Origin of the sequence: Deinococcus aerius, assembly GCF_002897375.1 — a bacterium.
Lineage (GTDB): Bacteria > Deinococcota > Deinococci > Deinococcales > Deinococcaceae > Deinococcus > Deinococcus aerius.
This window is the reverse complement of the sequence record NZ_BFAG01000008.1, coordinates 157,434-177,565: the sequence shown is the minus strand read 5'-3', so window position 1 is coordinate 177,565 and position 20,132 is coordinate 157,434. Positions and strand designations below refer to the sequence as shown.

Sequence of the window (20,132 nt, the reverse complement as noted above, 5' to 3'; positions counted from 1 at the left end):
GGAAGGGAGGCTCACGGACGGGGTGCTCTCCGTGAACCTCCCCTGCTCCCGGCTCTCTCAGTACGAGGTGCTGAGGCTGGCCTTGGCGTTGCTCGCGTCGAAGAAGCGGTCGGGGTTGATGATCTTGGCGGGAATCTTCTCGCCCCTGGCGTACCGTTGCAGCGTCTCGAACGCCTTGGGGCCGAAGCGCGGGTTGCACTCCACGGTGGCGCCCAGCTTGCCGTCGATGATCGCCTGCAGGGCGTCCTTCTCGCCGTCGATGGAGACCAGGATCACGTCCTTGCCGGGCTTCTTGCCCGCCGCCTCCAGCGCGGCGATGGCGCCCAGGGCCATCTCGTCGTTGTGGGCGTACACGGCCGTCACGTCGGGGTGGGCCTGGAGCAGCGTCTCCATAACCTGGCGGCCCTTGTCGCGGGCGAAGTCGCCGGTCTGCGAGGCGACGATCTTCATGCCCGGGTACTTCTTGATGTAGTTGGCAAAGCCCGCCTTGCGGTCGTTCGCGGGGCTGGAGCCGGTCGTGCCCTGCAGCTCGATGATGGTGGCCTTGCCGTTCATCTTCTTCGTGAGCCACTCGGCGGCGCGCTGGCCTTCCTTCACGAAGTCCGAGCCGATAAAGGTCACGTAGTCCACGCCCGGCTTCGCCAGCGACTGGTCCACGTTGCGGTCGAGGAGGATGACGGGGATGCCCGCGGCCCGCGCCTTTTTCACCGCGGCGGCGAGCGGCTTTTCCTCACGCGGGGCGAGGAAGATCGCGTCCACCCGCTGGGCGATCATGGAGTCCACGTCGCTGACCTGCTTGGCGGCGGACCCGGCGGCGTCGGTGTACACGAGCTGCCAGCCCAGCTTCTTGGCCTCGTCCTGCATGGACTTGGTTTGCGCCAGGCGCCAGGGGTTGTTGCTCTCGGTCTGCGCGAAGCCGACCTTGTAGGTCTTCTTCACGGCGAGCTTGGGCAGCCCCTGGGCGAGGGCGAAGACCGAGAGTCCGGCGGCGGCGAGCGTGACCGTGGTGGCGAGGATTCGCTTCATGGTGCTTCCTCCTGGGTCCCCATGCGGGAGACGGCGGGCCTGCGGCGGGCATTGGGCAGCCTGGACGGCGGATCAGGAACTCAGCGCATGTCCTCCCTTTCGCTCGGGGGCAGGAGCCTTAGATTTGTGAAGACTTCCCCAAGAGTGCGCCTCGGTGCGAAAACTGTCAACCCCAGCCGCGAAAAAACCAGCGTTGACCTGCCACGCCACAGGGGCCTACTGTGGGCCACACCGTTCAAAAGCGTCTTCTCCTTTCCAGGTTCAGGAGGCCCCATGCCCAGGAAAAGCTATTGCCGACGCGCCGGAGCCCCGTGCGCGCCCTGATGTTCGAGGCCCCCTGGCAGATGCCGCTGCGCGAGGTGGAGGCGCCCCAGCCCGGGCCGGGCGAGGTGCTGATCCGCGTTCGCGCGGCGGGCGTCTGCGGCTCGGACGTGCACGGCTTCACCGGCTCGACCGGGCGGCGCAGGCCGGGGGTCATCATGGGCCACGAGTTCTGCGGCACGGTGGAGGCGCTCGGGGAGGGCGTGAGCGGGCACGCGGTGGGCGAGCGGGTGGTCGTGCAGCCCATCATCTCGGACGGGACCTGCCCCGAGTGCCGGGCCGGGCGGCCCAACCTCTGCCTGAACCGCCGCGGCATCGGCTGGTCGGTGAACGGGGGGTACGCCGAGTTCGTCAGCGTGCCGGGGCAGAACGCCCTCCCCCTTCCCGACGAGGTGGGTTGGCAGGAGGGCGCCCTGGTCGAACCGCTCGCCGTCGCGCTGCACGCGGCCAACCTCACGCCACTGAGCGTGGGGGATACGGCGGTCGTGCTGGGGGCGGGGCCGGTCGGGCTGCTGACCGTGCTGGCGCTGCGGCTCCGCGGGGCGGGCCGGGTGATCGTGAGCGACCTCAGCGGGCACCGCCTCGACCTCGCGCGGCGGATGGGCGCGGACGAGGTGATCCACGCGGGCGAGGTGGACCCGGTGGAGACGGTGCGGGCGAGGACGGGGGGACGGGGGGCGGACGCCGTGCTGGAGGTCGTGGGCATCACCGCCACCGCCCGGCAGTCGGTCCTGATGGTCCGCAACGGTGGGAACGTGACGTGGGTGGGCAACTCGGCGCCCGCCGTGGAGGTTCCCATGCAGGAGGTCGTCACGCGCGAGGTGACGGTGCGGGGGGCCTACGCCTTCGTGGAGGAGTTTCCGCGGGCGGTGGAGCTGCTGCGCTCCGAGCGGGTAGACGTGACGCCCCTGATCGAACTGGTAGCGCCGCTGGCGGACGGCCCGGTGCTCGTGCATGACCTCGCCCGGGGCACCCTGGACGCGGTGAAGGTGGTGCTCGAACCCTGAGCGCGCTCGGCTTCCTGATCGTCGGGCCGGGGAAGGTCGCGCATACTCACGCGCAGGCGCTTATGAACCTGCCGGGCGCCCGCCTCGCCGCCGTGTGTGGCCGGAACGAGGCGCGCACCGCTGCCTTCGCCGCCGAGTACGGCGCGCGGCCCTACACGGACCTCGCTGCCGCCCTGAACAACCCGGAAGTGCAGGCGGTCATCCTCTGCACTCCTCACCCGCTGCACGCCCAGGACGCGGTGCAGGCCGCGCGGGCCGGAAAACATATCCTGGTCGAGAAGCCGCTCGCGGTGAGCCTGGGGGACGCCGACCGCATGATTGCGGCGGCCCGGGAAGCGGGGGTCAAGCTCGGCGTGGTGAGCCAGCGCCGCCTGTACGAGCCCGTCCAGCGGGTCAAGGCGGCCATCCTCGCCGGAAAGGTCGGGCGGCCCATGCTGGGGACCCTCAGCCTGCTGGGGTGGCGCGGGCCGGAGTATTACGCGATGGACGCCTGGCGCGGCACCTGGGCGGGCGAGGGGGGCGGCGTGCTGGTCAACCAGGCGGTGCACGGCCTGGACCTGTTGCAATGGTTCATGGGGCCGCTGGTGGAGGTCTCGGGCGCGTGGGCGAACCTGAACCACCCCGGGATCGAGGTGGAGGATACGGCGGTCGCCACCCTGCGCTTCGCGGGCGGGGCGCTCGGCAGCGTCGTGGTGAGCAACAGCCAGAATCCCGGGCTGTGGGGCCGGATTCACGTCCACGGGGAGAACGGGGCGAGCGTAGGCGTGCAGACGGACGGGGGCTCCTCCTTCGTGGCGGGCGTGACCCAGGCGGTCGAGCCGCCCGTCAACGACCTCTGGACGGTGCCCGGCGAGGCACATCTGCTCCCCATCTGGCAGGCCGAGGACCGCGAGCGCGCCACGCGCCTCGACGTGATGACGCACTACCACCGCCTCCAGATCGAGGATTTCGCCGCCGCCATCCGGGGGGACCGCGAGCCGCTCGTCCCCGGCGAGGAGGGGCGCAGGACCGTCGAGCTGATCGAGGCGATCTACCGGGCGGGCCGGGAGCATAGAGTCGTCCCGCTCCCGCTGGGGGGCTGAGGACCCTCAGGTCAGTTGCCTCCACCTCCACGGCTGAACCACCCCCGCAGGGCCTCATAGGCCGCCGAGAAGCGCCCAGCCACGTCCGACCAGTCGGCATCCCTGCGGGGTTCGACCGTCTCCTGAGTTCCGGGAGGCTCCACCTCGGGCGTCTGTCCCGTCTCTGCCGCGCGGGCGAGCAGCGCTGCCCCGTACACGGAGGCCCCCGGCACCTCCACGACCTCCAGCGGGCGACCCAGGATATCCGCGAGCAGTTGCCGCCACCAGGGATGGACCGAGCCGCCCCCCGCGAGCCGGAGTCCGGGCCGTTCAGTCTCCGGCAGGAGGAGCAGCGCCTCGCGGATGGAGAGCGCCACACCCTCGAAGGCGGCGCGGGCGAGGTGTTCCGGCCCGTGTTCCAGCCCCGCGCCGAGCCACCCTCCCCGGGCGTGCGGGTCGAGGTGGGGGGTGCGGTCGCCCGTCAGGTAGGGCAGGAACAGCAGGCCGCGTGAGCCCGGTTCCGCCGCCTGTGCGAGGGCGTAGAACTCCTCCCAGCCGCAGCGAAGGGTTCGCCTCGCCCACTCCAGGGCCAGCCCGGCGTTCTGGACGGCACCCAACGTGTACCAGCCCCGGTCCTCCGCAGTCCGAAAGACGTGCAGCCCCTCCCGGGCCTCCGGCAAGGCCACACTCCGAACCACGAGCTGCGCCCCCGTCCCCACCGTGAGCTGGACCTGCCCGGCGGGGAGCGCCGTGCCCAGGAGCGCCGCCGCCGTGTCCGCCGCCCCCGCCGCGACGGGCAGCCCGGGGGGGAGGCCCAGGTGCGCCGCCGCAGCGGGGGTGAGCGTGCCCGCGACCGCCCGCGACCTGGTGAGCGGCGCGAGCAGGTCAGCACGCAACCCCAACGCTTCGATGACCGGTGTGTTCCACCCGTCGCCCTCCAGGTCGTACAGCAGCGTCCCCGAGGCGTCGGAGGGCTCGGCCCGCGCTTCCCCCGTGAGGCGCAGGCGCAGCCAGTCCTTGGGTTGCAAGGCCCAGCGGGCGCGGGCGTATACCTCCGCCCCGTGCTCGCGCAGCCACAGCAGGGTGGGACCGGTCATGCCCGCCGTCAGGGGGTTCCTCAGCGTGAGGCGCAAGTCCTCCGGCAGCGCGCGGTAAATGCTCAGAACGGAGGCGGCCCGCCCGTCCGCCCACAGCACCGCCGGGCGCAGGGGCGTCCCGTCCTCGCCACACAGCACCACCCCGTGCATCTGACCGGAGAGGCCCAGGGCGCGGACCCGCCCGCCGTCCTCCCCGACCACCTCGCGGGTGACGTGGCCGAGGGCCGCCCACCACTCCCCCGGGTCGCTCTCGGCCCAGCCGGGGTGGGGGGCCGTGACCGCGTAGGCCACGCTCGCCTCGCGGACGCGCTCGCCCCCCTCCCCGTACAGGGCGACCTTGGCACTTCCGGTGCCCAGATCAAGGCCCAGGTACATGAACCCTCCGCCCGCGTCGGTCCGGCGCTCCGGCGCCCGTTTCGTGGGGCCCACCTCCCCGCCTGGCGTCAATCCTCCGCAACGGCCTCCTCCTGCCCCTGGGCGCGGAGCTGGGCGAGGCGGCGCTCGTCGGCGAGGGCGTGGATTTCCTGAAGCACGTCGTGCTGCACGGCCCGGGAGACGCGGGAGGTGACCTCGCGCACCCGCTCCGGGTCGAGCTTGGGGGTGCGGTCCCCCCGCAGCAGGCCGTTCGTCTCCTGCTCGGTGTCGGTGAGCTGGGTGTAGCAGAAGCCCGCGATCACGGGGCTGTCGAGGACGGCGGAGACCAGGTCCTCGTAGCGGGCGAGCAGCGCGTCGGTGTCGGGCAGGGTGCCGTAGCCCCACCAGCGTTCGGACTCGGAGGGCGCGTGGCTGAGCCCGCCGAACTCGGTGAGCATGACGGGTTCGCCCCGGCGGTGGTGCCCGGCCAGGTAGAAGTTGCGCCGCGAGGGCTGCACGGTCTTCAGGGTCTGTTCCAGCGCCTCCGCCGAGTGGTAGCGCTCGCGCAGGGTGTCGCCGTCCAGGGCGTAGTCGTGGACGCCCAGGATGTCCCCCTCCACGAGTTCCCAGCCGTCGTTGCCGATGGCCGGGCGGGTGGGGTCGAGGGCCTTGGTCAGCTCGTACAACCCGCGCACAAAGGCCCGCTGCGCCGGGTCCCCCTCCAGGTCGGGCACCCCCCAGCTCTCGTTGACGGGCACCCAGGTCACGATGCAGGGGTGGTTGTAGTCGCGCTCCAGCACCTCCAGCCACTCGCGGGTCAATCGGCGCTGCGCCTCGGTGGTGAAGACGTAGGCGTTCGCCATCTCGCCCCACACGAGCAGGCCGAGCCGGTCACACCAGTACAGGAAGCGCGGGTCCTCGACCTTCTGGTGGATACGGACCCCGTTGAAGCCGAGCGACTTGACGAGTTCGACCTCCCGGCGCAGGGCGTCTTCGGAGGGGGCCGCGAGGTGCGACTCGGGCCAGTAGTTCTGCGCGAGCACCAGGCGCAGGTAGTACGCCGAGCCGTTGAGCTGGAACCGCCCGTCGCGCACCCCGACGCTCCGCAGGGCCGTGTAGCTTCCCACCTCGTCCAGCACGTTGTCGTCGTCGTCGAGGAGGGTGATGCGCGCGTCGATCAGGTTGGGGCGTCTCGGCCCCCACAGCAGGTCCTTGCGCCCCGCCCGGTAGCGCACCGGGTCGAGTTCGACCTCGCGGCGGACCTCCTGCCCCTCCAGCGCGTAGGTGTCGTCGGCGAGGCGGGTGCCGCGAATGCTCAGCCGCACGCGGACGCGCAGGGGCTGGCGGGACGCTTTATTCAGGCGCACCACCAGGCTCAGCCGTCCCCGGTCCACGTCCGGCGTCCAGCGCAGGGTCTGGATGTGGGTGCGCGGCACGATCTCCAGCCACACCGGCTGCCAGATGCCGGTCGTGCGGTGATACCAGATCGCGTGCGGCGTTTCCTCCCAGTCCTGCTTGCCACGCGGCTGGGCGAGGTCGTGGGGGTCGTCCTCGGCGCGTACCACGATCACCTGCGTCTCGCCCGGCACCAGGACCGAAGTGAGGTCGGCGGTGAACGGCGTGTGCCCCCCCTCGTGCTCGGCGACGAGGCGGCCATTGACCCAGACCTGCGCGCGGTAGTCCACGGCGCCGAAGTGCAGCAGAACACGCCCGGTGTGGTCCTCGGGGGAAACCTCCACCGTGCGGCGGTACCACACGACGGGGTGATAGCCGGTCGCCCGCAGCCCGCTCGCCCGGCTCTCGGGCGGGAACGGCACGGTGATGCTCTGATCGAACACGTCCTCGCGCTCGAACCAGCGTTCATCCAGGCCGCGGTCGTCGTCGTCGTGGGCAAAGCCCCACACGCCGCACAGGTCGTCCCACCGCTCGCGGGTCAGTTGCGGGCGGGGGTGCAGGCGGGTGCCAGTGGCCGGGGAAGTGAGTTCACTCATTCGCGCTCCTTGAGAGGTTGCGGCACGGCGGGTCTATCCTCCCCTATTCGGAGGAACGGCCCGGGAGACATGTCCAGGGCAGAGGTTATTCCAACCCGTCAACCCTTCACGCCCGTCACGGTCAGGAAGCCCTCGGTGACGCGGCGCTGGAAGATCAGGTAGGCGAGAACGACCGGCAGGCCGCCCAGCACGGCGGTCGCCATCGTGCGGGCGAAGCGCAGGCCGTAGGCGTCCTGCACCTGGGTGAGACCCAGCGGAATCGTCATCATCTCCGGCGAGGTCGTGATGATGAAGGGCCACAGGAAGTTGTTCCACGCCGCGATAAAGGTCACGATGCCGATGGCCCACAGCACCGTGCCGCTCAGGGGCACGAACACGTTCCACAGGATGCGCCACTCGCTCGCCCCGTCCACCACGGCGGCCTCGCGCAGTTCTTTCGGCACCTGGTCGAAAAAGCCCTTGAACACGTACACCGCGACCGGCGAGACGATCTGCGGCAGGATGATCCCCGCGTAGGTGTTCACGCTGCCCAGGTCGTTCATCAGGCGGAAGAGGGGGATGAGGAGCGCCTCGAAGGGCACCATGATGCCCGCCAGGAACACCCAGAACAAGAGGTTCTTGCCGCGGAACTGGAGCTGCGAGAAGGCGTACGCCGCGAGCGCGGCCAGCACTACCGTGGCGAGGGTGATCACCAGCGAGGTCAGCGCGGAGTTGAGAAACCAGCGTGGCAGGTCCCCGAGGGTGAGCACGTCGCGGAAGGCGGTGAAGGTCGGCGTGGTGGGGAGCCACTGGACGGGCTGGGCGACGGCCTGCTCCTCGGTCTTGAGCGCGGTCAGCACCGCCCACAGCAGCGGGAACGCCCACAGCGCGCCCAGCAGCAGGGTCGAGCCGGTGGCGACGGCGGCCCACGCGCGGTTGCCGGGCCCGGTCATGACCGCCCCCTCAGCAGCGCGGCCTGCACCAGCGACACCAGCAGGATGATCAGGAAGAACGCCACCGCGATGGCCGAGGCGTAGCCCGCGTCGAGGTTTTGGAAGGCCGTGTTGTACATGTACTGCAGCACCACCTGCGTCGAGTTGAAGGGTCCCCCGCCCGTCAGGATGTACACCTGCGCGAAGATCTTCAGGGACGCGATCAGTTGCAGGGTGAACACCAGCGTCGTGACCGGCCACAGCAGCGGCCAGGTGATGGTGCGAAACGCGGTCCACCCCTGGGCCCCGTCGAGCTGGGCCGCCTCGTACACCTCGCGCGAGATGTTCTGAAGCCCGGCCAGAAAGAGCAGCATGTTGAAGCCCACCGTCCACCACACCGTCACCAGGGCGACCATGGGCATGGCGGTCGCCGGCTCCCCGAACCACGCGATGTCGGTGCCGAACAGGTTGTGGACCAGCCCGAACGACGAGTTGAGAATCCATTGCCACAGCAGCGTCACGACGCTGACGGGCAGCACGAAGGGCAGGAAGAACAGCGCCTGCGCGAAGTTCCGCGCCCGCACGAGGCGGTTGACCGCCAGCGCCATCAGCATCCCGAGCAGCGTGACGGGAATGACCGTGTACAGGGCGAATTGGCCGGTGTGCAGCACCGACGCCCAGAAGTCGGGGTCCCCCGCAAGCTGCACGTAATTGCTGAGCCCCACGAAAGGCCCGGTCTCGGTCAGGCTGGACTGGGTGAGGCTGAGCTGCACCGCCCGCCCGATGGGAAAGACGAAGAACAGCAGGTAGGCGATCAGGAAGGGCGCCAGCATCAGGAGGGCGATGGGGCCCCCCGGGGTGCGCCTCCGGGTGCCCCGCGGAATGCCGGTCTGGGCGCGGGCCTGGGGCGGAATGGTGTCTCGCACGGGCAGAGCCCTCCTGGCGGGGAAACAAGGGAAGCGGCCCCGCGCACACCTGGCGCGCGGGGCCGCCCCGGGCTCAGGGCTTGGGCCGGCCGGCCATCAGCCTGTTGGCCTCGTTCTCGAACAGGCTCATGGCCTTGTCCACGCTGAGCTGCCCCGCCATCGCCGCCGGGAAGTACTTGATGGACACGGCCTCCAGCGGGCCCGCCGCGCCGCTGTACCAGCCGGGCGGGTCGTAGGTGACGTTGGCCGCCGACACCTTGGCGTAGTCCGAGTTGGGCTTGAGGGCGGTGTACTTGGCCGAGTTCACCACCGGCAGGTAGGCCGGGATGTGGCCGCCCTGCGCCCAGGTCAGGGCGTTCTTCTGCACGTAGGCGATGAAGTCCATCACGCCCGCGAGGCGGTCCGCCGGGATGGGCTTGCGGGCGTTGTTGGGGATGGCGAAGCCGTGCGAGTCCCCCCAGGTGTCCTGGTTGCCGAAGAACTTGGGCAGGGGCGCCACCCCGTAGTCGAAGGGCAGCTTGCCGGTCTTCCGACCGTCCACCATCGTAGGCACCTCCCACACGCCGTTGATCATGAAGGCCGTCTTGCCCGTGGTGAACTGCGCGACCGAGCTGGGGTAATCGGAGTTCTTGGGCATGTACCCCTGCTTCATCCAGTCGGCCATGATCGTCAGCGCCTTCTTGCCCGCCTCACCCGCGCTGATCTTGTTGTTCGTGACGATGCTGCCGCCCTGCTGCTCGACCATCGTGAGCCACAGCCGCCAGGGCATGTAGGCCGTCGAGTGGTTCTCCATGGCCAGGCCCGCGAGGCCGGTCTTGTCCTTGACGGCCTTGAGGGCGGCGGTGAACTGGGCCACCGAATTCATGGGCTTGAGGTTGCCGTTGGCGTCGAGCAGCCCCGCCTTGCGCGCAACGTCCTTGTTGTAGTACAGCACCAGCGGGTGAGTGTCGAGCGGCACGGCGTAGGTCTTGCCCTGGTAGGACGCGGCATTCCACAGCCGGGGGAAGAAATCCGCCTGCTTCAGCCCGACGCTGCTCAGTTCCTGCGTGGTGATGGGCCGCAGCAGGTTGGCGGGTGCCCAGCCGCTGATGCGCGAGAGGTGGAAGGAGATCAGGTCCGGCGCCTGCCCGACCGAGGTGGAGGTGCGGACCTTGGTGTAGAAGGGAATGCCCCACTGGAGGACCGTCTGCTGCACCTGGTACTTCTTCTGGCTGGCGTTGTAACCGTCGATGAGGGTCTTCATGCGCGCGCCGTCGCCGCCCCCCAGGAAGTTCCAGAAGGTGATCTTGGTGGGCTGCTGGGCGAGGGCGCTGCCCGTGAGCAGGGCGCCGAGGGTCAGAAGTCGGGTGATCCGGGTCATGGGGCTCCTTAGGCGGAAGGTCGGGAGGCTTTGGACGGCGATCAGCGGACTGCGGGGCTCCTCTCTGGGGCGAAGGGGCGGCGTGCGGCACAGGGAACCGTGGCCTCGGAACAACGCACGGCAGGGGACAGCGAAACGGCGAGGTTCAAGCCGAGTGAAGGGCGGCACGCGGGGCGGAGTTCCAGAATCAGCGTCTGACAGGTTGTTTTGTTGGAGGGATGGTACGCTCCCCCCTTTCTTTTTGTCAAGTTCAGTCGATAGAATAAACTCAGTTCTCCCATCACCCGAGGTGTTTCAGGAACCCATTTCGCAAGAAAGGCTGATCTAGTCGTCTTTTCGAATATCTATCAACCTTTGCATTAAAGTTGAGAGAAAGGAGATTCCATGCCTATTTCCGGCACGCGCACCCTGACCATCGACAGCGAGGCGGCCCTGCCCGTCCTGGTTGCCCTCGCCAACGACACGCGGCTGCTGATCCTGAGCCTGCTCTCGCACAACGTGATGAACGTCTCCGAACTCACGAGCACCCTGGGTCTGCCCTACGCGACGGTGTTTTTCCACCTCAAGAAGCTGGAGAGCGCCGGGCTGCTGCACGTCGAGTACACGCCCGGCACGCGCGGCTCGCAGAAGCTGGTGTCCAAGCGGTACGACGAGCTGCTCTTCAAGCTGCCCGGCGTCAAGGTCGAGGCGGGCGAGGACGTGGTGGAGGTCAGCATGCCGGTCGGGGCGTACCGGCAGGTGGACGCCCGGCCCAACTGCGGCCTGATGTCCGACACCCGCATGATCGGGCGGGTGGACGACCCGCGCTCCTTTTTCGAGCCCGACCACGTGTTCGCGCAGGTGCTGTGGTTTCGCTGCGGGTTCGTGGACTACGCCTTTCCCAACAACCTGCCCTTCGGCGCCCACGCGACCGAACTCGAACTCTCGGTGGAGCTGTGCTCGGAGGCGCCGCAGTACAACCCCGACTGGCCTTCGGACATCACCCTGTGGGTCAACGACGTGGAGGTCGGCAACTGGACCTCGCCGGGCGACTTCGGCGGCGAGCGGGGCCGCCTCACCCCCGCGTGGTGGTCGGACGACCAGAGCATGTACGGGCTGCTCAAACACTGGCGGGTCACGCCGGAGGGCACCTTTATCGACGGCGAGCGGCTGTCGGACGTGCGGCTTTCCGACCTGCGGCTGGAGGACAACAACCACATCGCCGTGCGGCTGGGCGTGAAGGAGGACGCCCGGCATGTCGGCGGCCTCAACCTGTTCGGGCGCCACTGCGGCAACCACCCCCAGGACCTCGTGATGCGGACGCGCTACGCCTTTGGCGCCAACGAGAAACCGTACCGCCTGCGCTGAGGCCGGGGCCTCTCAAGCCTGGGCGCGCACGAAAGCCAGGATGCTCCCAAAGCCCGGATTCAGCCCGCTCGCCGTGTCCACCCGCAGGGTCGGGACGCCGAGGGCGTGGAAGAGCAGCCTTCGCGCTTTGAGGACGAAGGTGGGAGATACGTCTCCCCCGACTTCACGACCCGCTGCCGGGTTTGGGATTGTCCTTTTTCCACGCCCGAACGAGGTCCTGCGCCTGGGTCTGCCCCAGCACCGCGAGCATCTTCGCCACCGGCTTTCCCGTGCGCGCCTCGGAGTGGATGTCGCTCCATGAGGACGCGAACTGGATGGCGGTGTTCTTCGCCGTCGCTGCCGCCGGGCTCCCCTCGGCGGGGCCGACCTGGAGGCTGAGGGTGTACGAGTAGGCGGGGTCGCCGAAGCCCACGTAGTTCCGGGGGTTCAGGTAGCGCACGTTGACCAGGATGAGCGTGAAGGCCGGGCTCTTCCGGCAGGAGGACTGGACCTGATACGGCACGCCTGCGGCCTTGAGCGTATTCACCATCACCCGGCTGACGGTCTGCCCGATGCCCCGGATGGGGCCGAGCCGCGCGGCGGGCGTGTCCTCGAAACTCAGCCGCACCGAGGTGGGGTCGAGGCACAGCACCGCCCCCTTCAGATTGACGACCGGGCTTTCCCCGTGCGCCAGGGCACAGGAGCCGAGCAGCCCCGCCGTCAGGGCGAGGGGGCGGGCGGCGAAGCGGGCGTTCATGTCCCCCAACTATGGCAGGAAACGGGGATCAGGACAGTCTCCCCGGGAACCCGTCCGGGTCGCCCACCACCTTGCCGGGGTTGAGGAGGCCGTGCGGGTCGAAGAGGGCCTTGAGGTCCCGCATCATGTCCAGCGCGTCCCCGTGCTCGGCGCGCAGGTACGCGCGCTTGCGCAGGCCGACGCCGTGCTCGCCCGTGCAGGTGCCGCCGACGGCGATGGCGTGGGCGGCCAGCTCGTGCAGCACGTGGTCGATGCGAGCCCAGGCGTCCGCATCCCCGGGCGGGGCGTGCATGAGCAGGTGCAGGTTCCCGTCCCCGATATGGCCGACGAGGGGGGCGGTCAGGCCCTGTTCCTCCAGCAGCCGCAGGGCGAGGGCCGCCGTGCCCGCCAGGGCGGAGAGCGGCACGCACACGTCCCCGATGCGGGTGGCATGGCCCGGCCAGGCGGCGCGCAGGGCATCGTAGACCCCGTGGCGGGCGGCCCACAGTTCCCCCTGCGCCTCAGGGGTGCGGGCCTCGCCCACGACCACGCCGCCGTGGAGTTCCGCCGCCTCCCGCAGCCCCGCCAGGCCCGAGGCCACGTCCGCCGCGTCCCGCCCCGCCACCTCGGCCCAGAGGGTCGGCGCCTCGGGGTCGCGGCGGCTCCGGTGCCGGTTCACCGCCCGCACCGTCGCCGCGTCCACGAATTCCAGCCGCTCGGGGGTGACCCCCAGCCCCCGCGCGGTCACGCTGGCCAGCACGGCGTCAGCCACGTCCGGGAAGGCGAGCTGCACGCTGGCCGTGGCGGGCGGCAGGGGATGCAGCCGCAGGGTGAGCGAGGTGATCACGCCCAGGGTGCCCTCCGATCCGATGAAGAGTTGTTTGAGGGCGTACCCGCTGCTGCTCTTGCGGGCCCCGCTCCCCAGGGTGAGGACGCGGCCGTCCATCAGCGCCACGCGCAAGACGGCGACGTTCTCCCGCATCCCGCCGTAACGAACGGTGGTCGTGCCGCTCGCGTTCGTGGCGGCCATCCCGCCCAGACTGGCATCCGCGCCGGGGTCCACCGGGAAGAAGAGGCCGTGCGGGCGCAGGCGGCGGTTCAGCGCCACGCGCCGCACCCCCGGCCCGGCCGTGACGGTGAGGCCCACCGCGTCCGCCTCCCCGACCGTGTCCAGGCCGCTCAGGTCGAGTGAGAGGCCCCCCGGCATGGGAAGTGCGGCCCCCTCCAGGCTGGTCCCCGCACCCCAGGGCGTGACGGGCACCCGTTCCTCCCGCGCGACGGCCAGTGTTGCCAGCACGTCCGCCTCCGACCCGGCGAAGACCACCGCGCCCGGCGTGAACGTGTACGGCGTGCCCTCATCGTGCGCGTGGGCGTTCAGGTCGCCCGGGGACACGCTGACCCGCTCGCCCAGCCGCTCCCGCAGGCGGTCCAGCCAGCCGCTCGCCACTTCCGTCAACGCCCCACCCCTTTCACGGGAGGAGGCCGGGTCATGCTCACCCGGCCCCTCTCCCCTCCCCTGCCCTACTTCAGCAGTTGCCAGGTGCCGTTCACGACCTGCACCATCACGCGGCTGCGGGCGTCGAGGCCCAGGTGGTCCTGCGCGCTCAGGTTGAAGATGCCGTGGGCGCCGATGACGTTCTTGGTGCCTTCCAGGGCGTCGCGCAGCGCGGAGCGGAACTCGGGGGTGCCGGGCTTGGCCCTTTTCAGGGCGACCGGAATCGCCTTCTGCATCAGCAGGCCCGCGTCCCACATGTGCGCGCCGAAGGTGGAGACCGAGTTCTGGCCGTACTTGCTCTCGTACGCCTGGGTGTACCTCAGCCCCATCGCGCGCATGGGGTTGGTAGTGGGGAGCTGATCGGCCACGAGCACCGGCCCGGCGGGCAGGATGGCGCCCTCCACGTCCTTGCCGCCCACCCGCAGGAAGTCGGCGTTGGCGACCCCGTGCGTCTGGTAAATCTTGCCGGTATAGCCCCGGTCCTTCAGCGTCTTCTGCGGCAGCACGGCGGGCACCCCCGACGCGCCGATGAGCACGGCGTCGGGCCGGGCGGCCAGGATCTTCAGAATCTGGCCGGTCACGCTCGTGTCGCTGCGCCCGTAGCGCTCGGTGGCGACGACCTTGATCCCGCGTGCCGCCGCGTTCTTCTGGAGTTCGTTCAGCCAGCCCTCGCCGTAGGCGTCGTTGAAGCCGATGTAGCCCACCGTCTTGATCTTGTTCTGCTGCATGTTCTGCGCGATGGCGGCGGCCATGATCGCGTCCGTCTGCGGCGTCTTGAAGACCCAGGCGCGGCGGGTGTCCACCGGCTTGATGATCGCCTCGGACGCGGCGAGGCTGATCATGGGGACCTTCGCCTCCGACACCACGTCGATCATCGCCAGCGAGGCGGGCGTGGTCGTCGTCCCGATGATCAGGTCCACTTTGTTGTCCTGAATGAGCTTGCGCGCGGCGGTGACGGCGGCGGTCGTGTCCGAGGCGTCGTCGAGGATCATGTACACGACCTTCTGCCCGCCGAGGGTCTGGGGCAGCAGCGCCACGGTGTTCTTCTCAGGAATGCCCAGGCTGGCCGCCGGGCCGGTCGAGGAGACGACCACGCCCACCCGCACGTCGGCCAGGGCGAGCGAGGAGGAGGCGAGCACGGCGGTCAGGAGCAGTCGGGCGGGTCGCTTCATAGGTGAACCTCCACGGGAGAGCCGCACCGGCAACGCGCGGACGGCGGGCGAATTCAGCTTGTGCTTGCGGGGATGGTAGCAGATCAGGCCGGGGGGCAAACGGACGTTTGGTGCTGGACGCTCACTGCGTGTACTCCCGGCCCTTCCAGGCCACCCGGCGGCGCAGGGCGAGCCGGTAGGCGGGCAGGGCGAACAGGGGGGTCAGCGGTCCCAGCAGCCCCTCGGCGAGGTCGGCGGGCGTGCGGCGCCCCGTTACCAGGTTGACGAGGGCACGTTCGAGGAGCCCGGCGAGCCGGAGAACCTGCCAGGCGGACGAGCGGGCCGGAATCAGCCACGGCAGGGTGTACACCGCCCCGTGCCACAGACCCAGGGTGACCATCAGGGCGCGCGAATTCAGGTGGACTCCGACTGCATTCTTGCCGAAACCCGCCACCGACTCGCGGTAGCCGCCGTACATGCGGACCCCGACGCACGCCTGCCCCAGCGCCTGCGTCACCCGGCCTCCCCGGGCCTTCAGCCGACGGGCGAATACGGTGTCCTCCAGCATCTCGGCGCGGACACAGGCATGGCCGCCCCGCGCCGCGTAAGCCTCCCTTCTGAACGCCATCACTTGCCCGTTCGCCGTCGTGGCGAGGGGCCACCGGGTCTGGAGGAGCGGGTAGGGCAGGAGGCACAGCACCACGGCGTCCACCAGCGGGGTGAGGAGGCGGGCGCCAGGCGTGAGGTCTTCAGGCCGGGGAAGGACGGTGAGCAGGTCGGCCTCTCTTGCAGCCAACTCGTGAAGGACGGCCCCAAGCGCACCCGGGTACCAGCGCACATCCGCGTCGGTAAAGATCAGCACGTCACCGTTCGCCGCCTCGCCGAGTTGCTGGCAGGCCCAGGGTTTGCCGAACCAGCCGGGGGGGAGGGGCCGCCCCATCAGCACCCGCGCGCCCAGATTCCGCGCAACTTCCCCCGTGCCATCACAGCTCCCGTCGTCGAGGACCAGGACCTCGTCGGCCCCCTGCGCGAGAACGCCGGGGAGGGTGAGGGGGAGGTTGTGCGCCTCGTCGCGGGCGGGAATCAGGATCGAGACGCGGGGAGAGTGCGGGGGGACGGCTTGGGGTCGCAGGCGGGGAAAGACCCCGGCGTTGAGCAGCAGCGTGGCGCCCTTGAGGGCCAGGAAGCCCAGGGCGGCGCCGAGGTACACGTCGGCCAGAGAGGAGCTGCGGCCCCGCCTGTTCCTCATAACCTCAGGATCAGCCCGCCGACACTCAGCCCCGCCCCCGTGCCGACGAGGAGCAGCGTCTCCCCCACTCGCGCCCGCCCTTCCGTCATCGCCTGGTGCAGCGTCAGCGGCAGGCTGGCGGCGATCACGTTGCCCAGGGTGGGGAGGGTCACCTCCACCCGCTCTGCGGGCCAGCCGTAGCGGCGCATCAGGTCGAGGCCCGCCTGGCTCGCCTGGTGGGGAATGACGCGGTCGATGCCGGGAAGACCGACACTCAGCCCGGGCCGCAGCCGTTCCAGAAAGCCCGGCACGACCTGCGAGGCGAGTTTCAGGACGCGCAGCCCCCGCATGTCGAAGGTGAAGTCCAGCGGCGTCACGTCGGGGTGGCCGGGGGGAAGCAGGCTGCCGCCCCCGCGAATCCGGGTGTAGTCCGCCCCCTCGGGATAGGTTTCGAGCCGCATGGCCTCCACGCCCTGGTCAGGCCGCTCGGCCTCACCGACGAGGACCGCCGCCGCCCCGTCCCCGATCAGCAGGGCGCTTTCCGCCTGGGCCGGGTTGAGGCCCACGCTCCCGGCCTCGCTGCTCACGATCAGGACGCGCCGGGCCTGACCCGTGTGGACGAGCAGCGCCGCGTGGTGCAGGGCGAGCAGGAAACTCAGGCAGGTGCCGTGCAGGCTGTAGGTCGCCGCCCCGCGCAGGCCGAGTTCGCAGGCGAGCAGCGCCGCCCCGTCCGGGATGGGCTGGAGCTGGCTGCCGCTGGCGTTGAGGAGCACGTCCACATCGTTCGGGGCGAGCCCGGCCACCTGAAGAGCTTCCCTCGCTGCCCGTGCCCCCAGCGTCAGCGCCGTCTCCCCCTCCGACAGCCAGCGCCGTTCCCGCACGCCCGTCCGGCGCTCGGCGATGTGGGGGTCGATCCCGCACCACGCGGCAGCCTCGGCGGTACTCACCACGCGCCGGGGAAGGGCCTGGGCGGTCGCCAGGATGCGGATGTTCAGGGGGCCGGTCATGGGCGTTCCCCCTTATGATGCGCCCTTCCAGAGCCGGGTGACGCGCCTGCGTTTGACCCCCGCCGGGGGGGGCGGCAGGGGGAGGCAGGCCAGCCGCACGGCCTCCGGGTCCACGCCGCCGCGTTCCAGGGCCAGCCGGACCTCCCGCACGGCTCCTGCCTGAATCTCCGCGCCCAACGGCTCCAGCCGCAGGTCAAGCTCGCCCGGCCCCACCTGTTCGACCCGGTATTCCCGCAGGCCCGGCACCCGGACCAGGGCGCCCCGCAGGAAGTCGGGCCAGACGGTCACCCGTCCCGTTCCCCCGGGCAGGTCGAGGGCGTCGTCCTGCCTCCCCGCCACGCGCACCACCCGGCGGGACGCCAGGCCGCACGCGCAACCCTCCCCCAGCACGAGCAGGTCGTCCAGGCGGTGGCGGATGATGGGCTGCGCCCGGCGGCGCAGGTCGGTCACCACGGGCCGCAGGTGGCCGTCCCCCAGCGGTTCGAGGTCGAAATGCACGTGCGCCTCGTTCAGGTGCAGTTCGCCGTGCGGGCAGGGCAGCCCCAGCAGACCCTCAGTCGCCTGATATACCTGCACGACCGGCCCAAAGCCCCGTGCTAGGGCCTCGCGGTCGTCGTCCTCCAGCACCTCGGCCACGCTGACGACGCGTTCGGGCCGTGCCACCGCTCCCGCCTCCAGCAACGCGCGAAGGACGCTGGGCGGCCCGACCGAAAGCGTCGGCCTATACATGGTGAGGTCGGCGGCCAACTCGTCCAGTGGGCGCAGCAGGTCGAGAAAATGGAAGTCCAGCCGCCGCCCCCCCACGCTGCGGTACAGGTGCCCCTCGGCCCGCAGCAGGAAGGCGACCCGGTGCCGGGCGAGCAGCCCGCGCGGCCAGTCCGGCAGGAGGTGACGCAGCACCACCCCCGCCCAGTGCAGCCGCTCGGCCCGGCTCACGATAAAGGCCCCCTGGTGCCCGCTCGTGCCCGTGGAAAGGCCCACTGTGACCTCCCCGTGCCTGCCGCGCAGCGTGGGCGTGAAGTCGCGGCTGTCCTCGGCGTGGCGGGCCACGCGGAGAACGTCCTCCAGCCGCACCTCCGCCGTGTTCAGCGCGTCGAAGTGGGTCATCATGTCGGCCTTCGTCGTGACGGGGAGGTGCCGCCAGTCGTTCGGGGAGAGTCCCGCCCGCCGGAACCGCTCGGCGGTATAGGGGCTGTGGGCGACGACCCAGCGCAGGTGCCGGGCCGCCAGCCGCTCCGCGTGGGTTTCCAGCGCCGCGCGGTCACGAAACATCAGCCGCCCCTCCCCCAGCGCGTGCCGCAGGACGATGAGGCTATCCATCCTCCGGCTCCGGCTCGTCGTGGCTGACAATCACCCGCGCCCGTGGGTGAGTCCGCAACCACTCACCCAACCTCCTGCGGCTGAGGCGTTCCCGCGCGGGGTCGAAGAAGACGAGGCGCGTCAGGGGGTGGACCTCCCGCCCCTCCCGCAGCCCGCGGACGCTGTAGGCCGCGTCGCTGGCGAGCAGGGTGAGGCCGCTGCCGTCCCCCTCCATTCGGGCACCCGCCCGCGTGCGGACAACCAGGGCGACCATGCCGGGGGCGTGGCCGGGCACCGGGAGGGCATACACGCTGCCGTCCCCGAACACGTCGGCGGCCCGCTCGAAGGGGGCGAGGCCGGGGGGCGCCGGTCGGAAGTCCAGCGGTTGGATTCTCGCCCCAAAGTCGGGCGGAAGGAGGTCCGGCAGGAAGGCCCGCCGCACGGCCCGGACTCCTTGCAAGCGCCTCAACGGTGCATAGGCGCCCGGGTCGAGGTGAAAGCGGGCCTGGGGCAGGTCCCGCAGCGCCCCAACGTGATCGGCGTGCAGGTGCGACACGATCACGTCCCGGATGTCCCCCGGCGTGAGGCCGTGCCGGGCGAGGTGGGCGGGCACCGTTTCCTCGGCGGACAACCTTACCGGCGTGACCAGCCCGTACAGCACGCCAGGCCAGCGCCGCATCGCCCGCAGCACCCCAGGACCGTAGCCAGTGTCGAACAACATGGGGCCGCGTTCGGGATGCCGCAGCAGGGCGAAGCCCGCCGGGTAGGCCCGGACCCGCCAGGAGGCCCCCCGTTCCGTCAGCGCCGCGATGTTCAGGCACTCGCCCGCGACGAGCGGCACGACCCGCACGGCCACGTCTGTCACGGCACCGCCCGCAGCACTTCGTCCAGCCCCTCGTCGGGGTGAACGACCGGGGCATACCCCAGCCGCTCGCGGACGCGGGTCAGGTCGAGCGTCATGGCCCGGGTGAGTAACCGCACGCCGCTCGCGGTGAGGACCGGCTCGGGCTTCGCCGGATGCAGCTGCGCGAGCCCTTCGAGCAGCGCGGCGGCCCCCTCCACCAGCGGCGCGGGGACATAGGGGTGGGGGCGGGGCACCCCCAGCCGATCGGCCAGGCGGTCGAGCAGTGCCCAGATCGGGACCGTCTCCCCGTCCGTCACGTTGAAGACCCCGGGCGCGGGCTGTTCCAGGGCGAGTCTCGCCGCGTGGGCGGCGTTGCGGACATGGGTGAGTTCGGTGTGGACCTCCGTGCGGGTCAATCGGGGCAGGCGCCGCGAGCGCAGCGCCCGGACGAGCCGGGGCAGGATGCTGGTGTCGCCGGGGCCGTAGACACCGCGCGGGCGCAAAATTGCCGCCTCCGGGTGGGCGAGGCGCACGGCCTCCTCCGCCAGGAACTTGCTGCGGGCATACAGGCTGTCGAAGCGGGGGCCGACGGGCGTGGTCTCGGGCACCCTCACGCGCCGCCCGGTGGCGTTGTACACGCTGGGCGTGCTGATGTGGACGAGCCGCACCCCCCGCTCGGCGCAGGCGTGGGCCAGCCGGGCGCTCACGGTCACGTTGTCGGCCACGAAGTCCTCCCAGCGGCCCCACAGGCTGGAACGGGCGGCGGCGTGGATCACCCCGTCCATCCCGTCCAGCAACCGCTCCCGGGGTTCAGGCGAGCGCAGGTCGAGGGGGATAAAGCGCACGCCCGCCTCCTCCAGCGCCGCGCCCCTTTCAAGGTTGCGCCCCACACCCGTGACCTCATGCCCATCCCGCACCAGGTCCCGCGCGACCACCCCCCCGAGAAAGCCGGTCGCCCCGGTGACAAGCACGCGCATGGGGGCAGGATAGGG

The 20,132-nt window shown here is 70.8% G+C and carries 17 protein-coding genes; 3 read left to right on the top strand and 14 right to left on the bottom strand.

Annotated elements, in window-relative coordinates; all coding sequences use genetic code 11:
- Positions 1-57: 57 nt before the first annotated feature.
- Positions 58-1,026, bottom strand: coding sequence for an ABC transporter substrate-binding protein (locus DAERI_RS12395; protein ID WP_103129734.1), 969 nt, complete (start codon positions 1,024-1,026; stop codon positions 58-60).
- Positions 1,027-1,316: 290 nt separating this feature from the next.
- Here DAERI_RS12395 and DAERI_RS12390 point away from each other — a divergent pair, with 290 nt between their 5' ends.
- Positions 1,317-2,354, top strand: coding sequence for a zinc-dependent alcohol dehydrogenase (locus tag DAERI_RS12390; protein WP_235610363.1), 1,038 nt, complete (start codon positions 1,317-1,319; stop codon positions 2,352-2,354).
- Positions 2,351-3,436 (top strand): Gfo/Idh/MocA family protein, encoded by a 1,086-nt coding sequence (locus DAERI_RS12385; protein ID WP_103129733.1) that lies wholly within the window; start codon positions 2,351-2,353, stop codon positions 3,434-3,436. The genes DAERI_RS12390 and DAERI_RS12385 overlap by 4 nt, the downstream gene beginning before the upstream one ends.
- An 11-nt stretch (positions 3,437-3,447) precedes the next feature.
- Here DAERI_RS12385 and DAERI_RS12380 read toward each other — a convergent pair whose 3' ends face one another.
- The 5 genes from DAERI_RS12380 to DAERI_RS12360 form a co-directional block, all read right to left on the bottom strand.
- Positions 3,448-4,887, bottom strand: coding sequence for a xylulokinase (locus tag DAERI_RS12380; protein WP_103129791.1), 1,440 nt, complete (start codon positions 4,885-4,887; stop codon positions 3,448-3,450).
- Between the two features lie 68 nt (positions 4,888-4,955).
- Positions 4,956-6,857, bottom strand: a complete 1,902-nt coding sequence (locus DAERI_RS12375) for a glycoside hydrolase family 2 protein (RefSeq protein ID WP_103129732.1) — start codon at positions 6,855-6,857, stop codon at positions 4,956-4,958.
- A gap of 98 nt (positions 6,858-6,955) precedes the next feature.
- The gene (locus tag DAERI_RS12370) at positions 6,956-7,789 is read right to left on the bottom strand and encodes a carbohydrate ABC transporter permease (RefSeq protein ID WP_103129731.1); all 834 of its coding nucleotides are present in this window, start codon (positions 7,787-7,789) and stop codon (positions 6,956-6,958) included.
- Complete coding sequence (locus tag DAERI_RS12365) at positions 7,786-8,694, bottom strand: carbohydrate ABC transporter permease (RefSeq protein WP_103129730.1); 909 nt, start codon at positions 8,692-8,694, stop codon at positions 7,786-7,788. Before DAERI_RS12365 ends, DAERI_RS12370 begins: the two co-directional genes overlap by 4 nt.
- A gap of 73 nt (positions 8,695-8,767) precedes the next feature.
- Positions 8,768-10,054 carry an extracellular solute-binding protein gene (locus tag DAERI_RS12360; RefSeq protein WP_103129729.1) on the bottom strand — a complete coding sequence of 429 codons (1,287 nt, stop codon included), beginning with the start codon at positions 10,052-10,054 and terminating at the stop codon, positions 8,768-8,770.
- A gap of 384 nt (positions 10,055-10,438) precedes the next feature.
- Here DAERI_RS12360 and DAERI_RS12355 point away from each other — a divergent pair, with 384 nt between their 5' ends.
- A complete protein-coding gene (locus tag DAERI_RS12355) occupies positions 10,439-11,401 on the top strand; it encodes an ArsR/SmtB family transcription factor (protein WP_103129728.1) in 963 nt (320 codons plus the stop codon).
- A gap of 163 nt (positions 11,402-11,564) precedes the next feature.
- Here DAERI_RS12355 and DAERI_RS12350 read toward each other — a convergent pair whose 3' ends face one another.
- The 8 genes from DAERI_RS12350 to DAERI_RS12315 form a co-directional block, all read right to left on the bottom strand.
- Entirely contained in the window at positions 11,565-12,137 is a 573-nt protein-coding gene (locus DAERI_RS12350; protein ID WP_103129727.1) for a hypothetical protein, read from the bottom strand.
- Between the two features lie 28 nt (positions 12,138-12,165).
- Entirely contained in the window at positions 12,166-13,572 is a 1,407-nt protein-coding gene (locus tag DAERI_RS12345; RefSeq protein WP_103129726.1) for an FAD-binding oxidoreductase, read from the bottom strand.
- Positions 13,573-13,637: 65 nt separating this feature from the next.
- A complete protein-coding gene (locus DAERI_RS12340) occupies positions 13,638-14,783 on the bottom strand; it encodes an ABC transporter substrate-binding protein (RefSeq protein WP_103129725.1) in 1,146 nt (381 codons plus the stop codon).
- Positions 14,784-14,904: 121 nt separating this feature from the next.
- Positions 14,905-16,011 (bottom strand): glycosyltransferase family 2 protein, encoded by a 1,107-nt coding sequence (locus DAERI_RS12335; protein WP_103129724.1) that lies wholly within the window; start codon positions 16,009-16,011, stop codon positions 14,905-14,907.
- The gene (locus DAERI_RS12330) at positions 16,008-16,997 is read right to left on the bottom strand and encodes a 3-oxoacyl-ACP synthase III family protein (protein ID WP_103129723.1); all 990 of its coding nucleotides are present in this window, start codon (positions 16,995-16,997) and stop codon (positions 16,008-16,010) included. The genes DAERI_RS12335 and DAERI_RS12330 overlap by 4 nt, the downstream gene beginning before the upstream one ends.
- A gap of 12 nt (positions 16,998-17,009) precedes the next feature.
- Entirely contained in the window at positions 17,010-18,317 is a 1,308-nt protein-coding gene (locus tag DAERI_RS12325) for a F390 synthetase-related protein (RefSeq protein ID WP_103129722.1), read from the bottom strand.
- A complete protein-coding gene (locus DAERI_RS12320) occupies positions 18,310-19,161 on the bottom strand; it encodes an MBL fold metallo-hydrolase (RefSeq protein WP_103129721.1) in 852 nt (283 codons plus the stop codon). Before DAERI_RS12320 ends, DAERI_RS12325 begins: the two co-directional genes overlap by 8 nt.
- Positions 19,158-20,117, bottom strand: a complete 960-nt coding sequence (locus DAERI_RS12315; protein WP_103129720.1) for an NAD-dependent epimerase/dehydratase family protein — start codon at positions 20,115-20,117, stop codon at positions 19,158-19,160. Before DAERI_RS12315 ends, DAERI_RS12320 begins: the two co-directional genes overlap by 4 nt.
- Between the last annotated feature and the right edge of the window lie 15 nt (positions 20,118-20,132).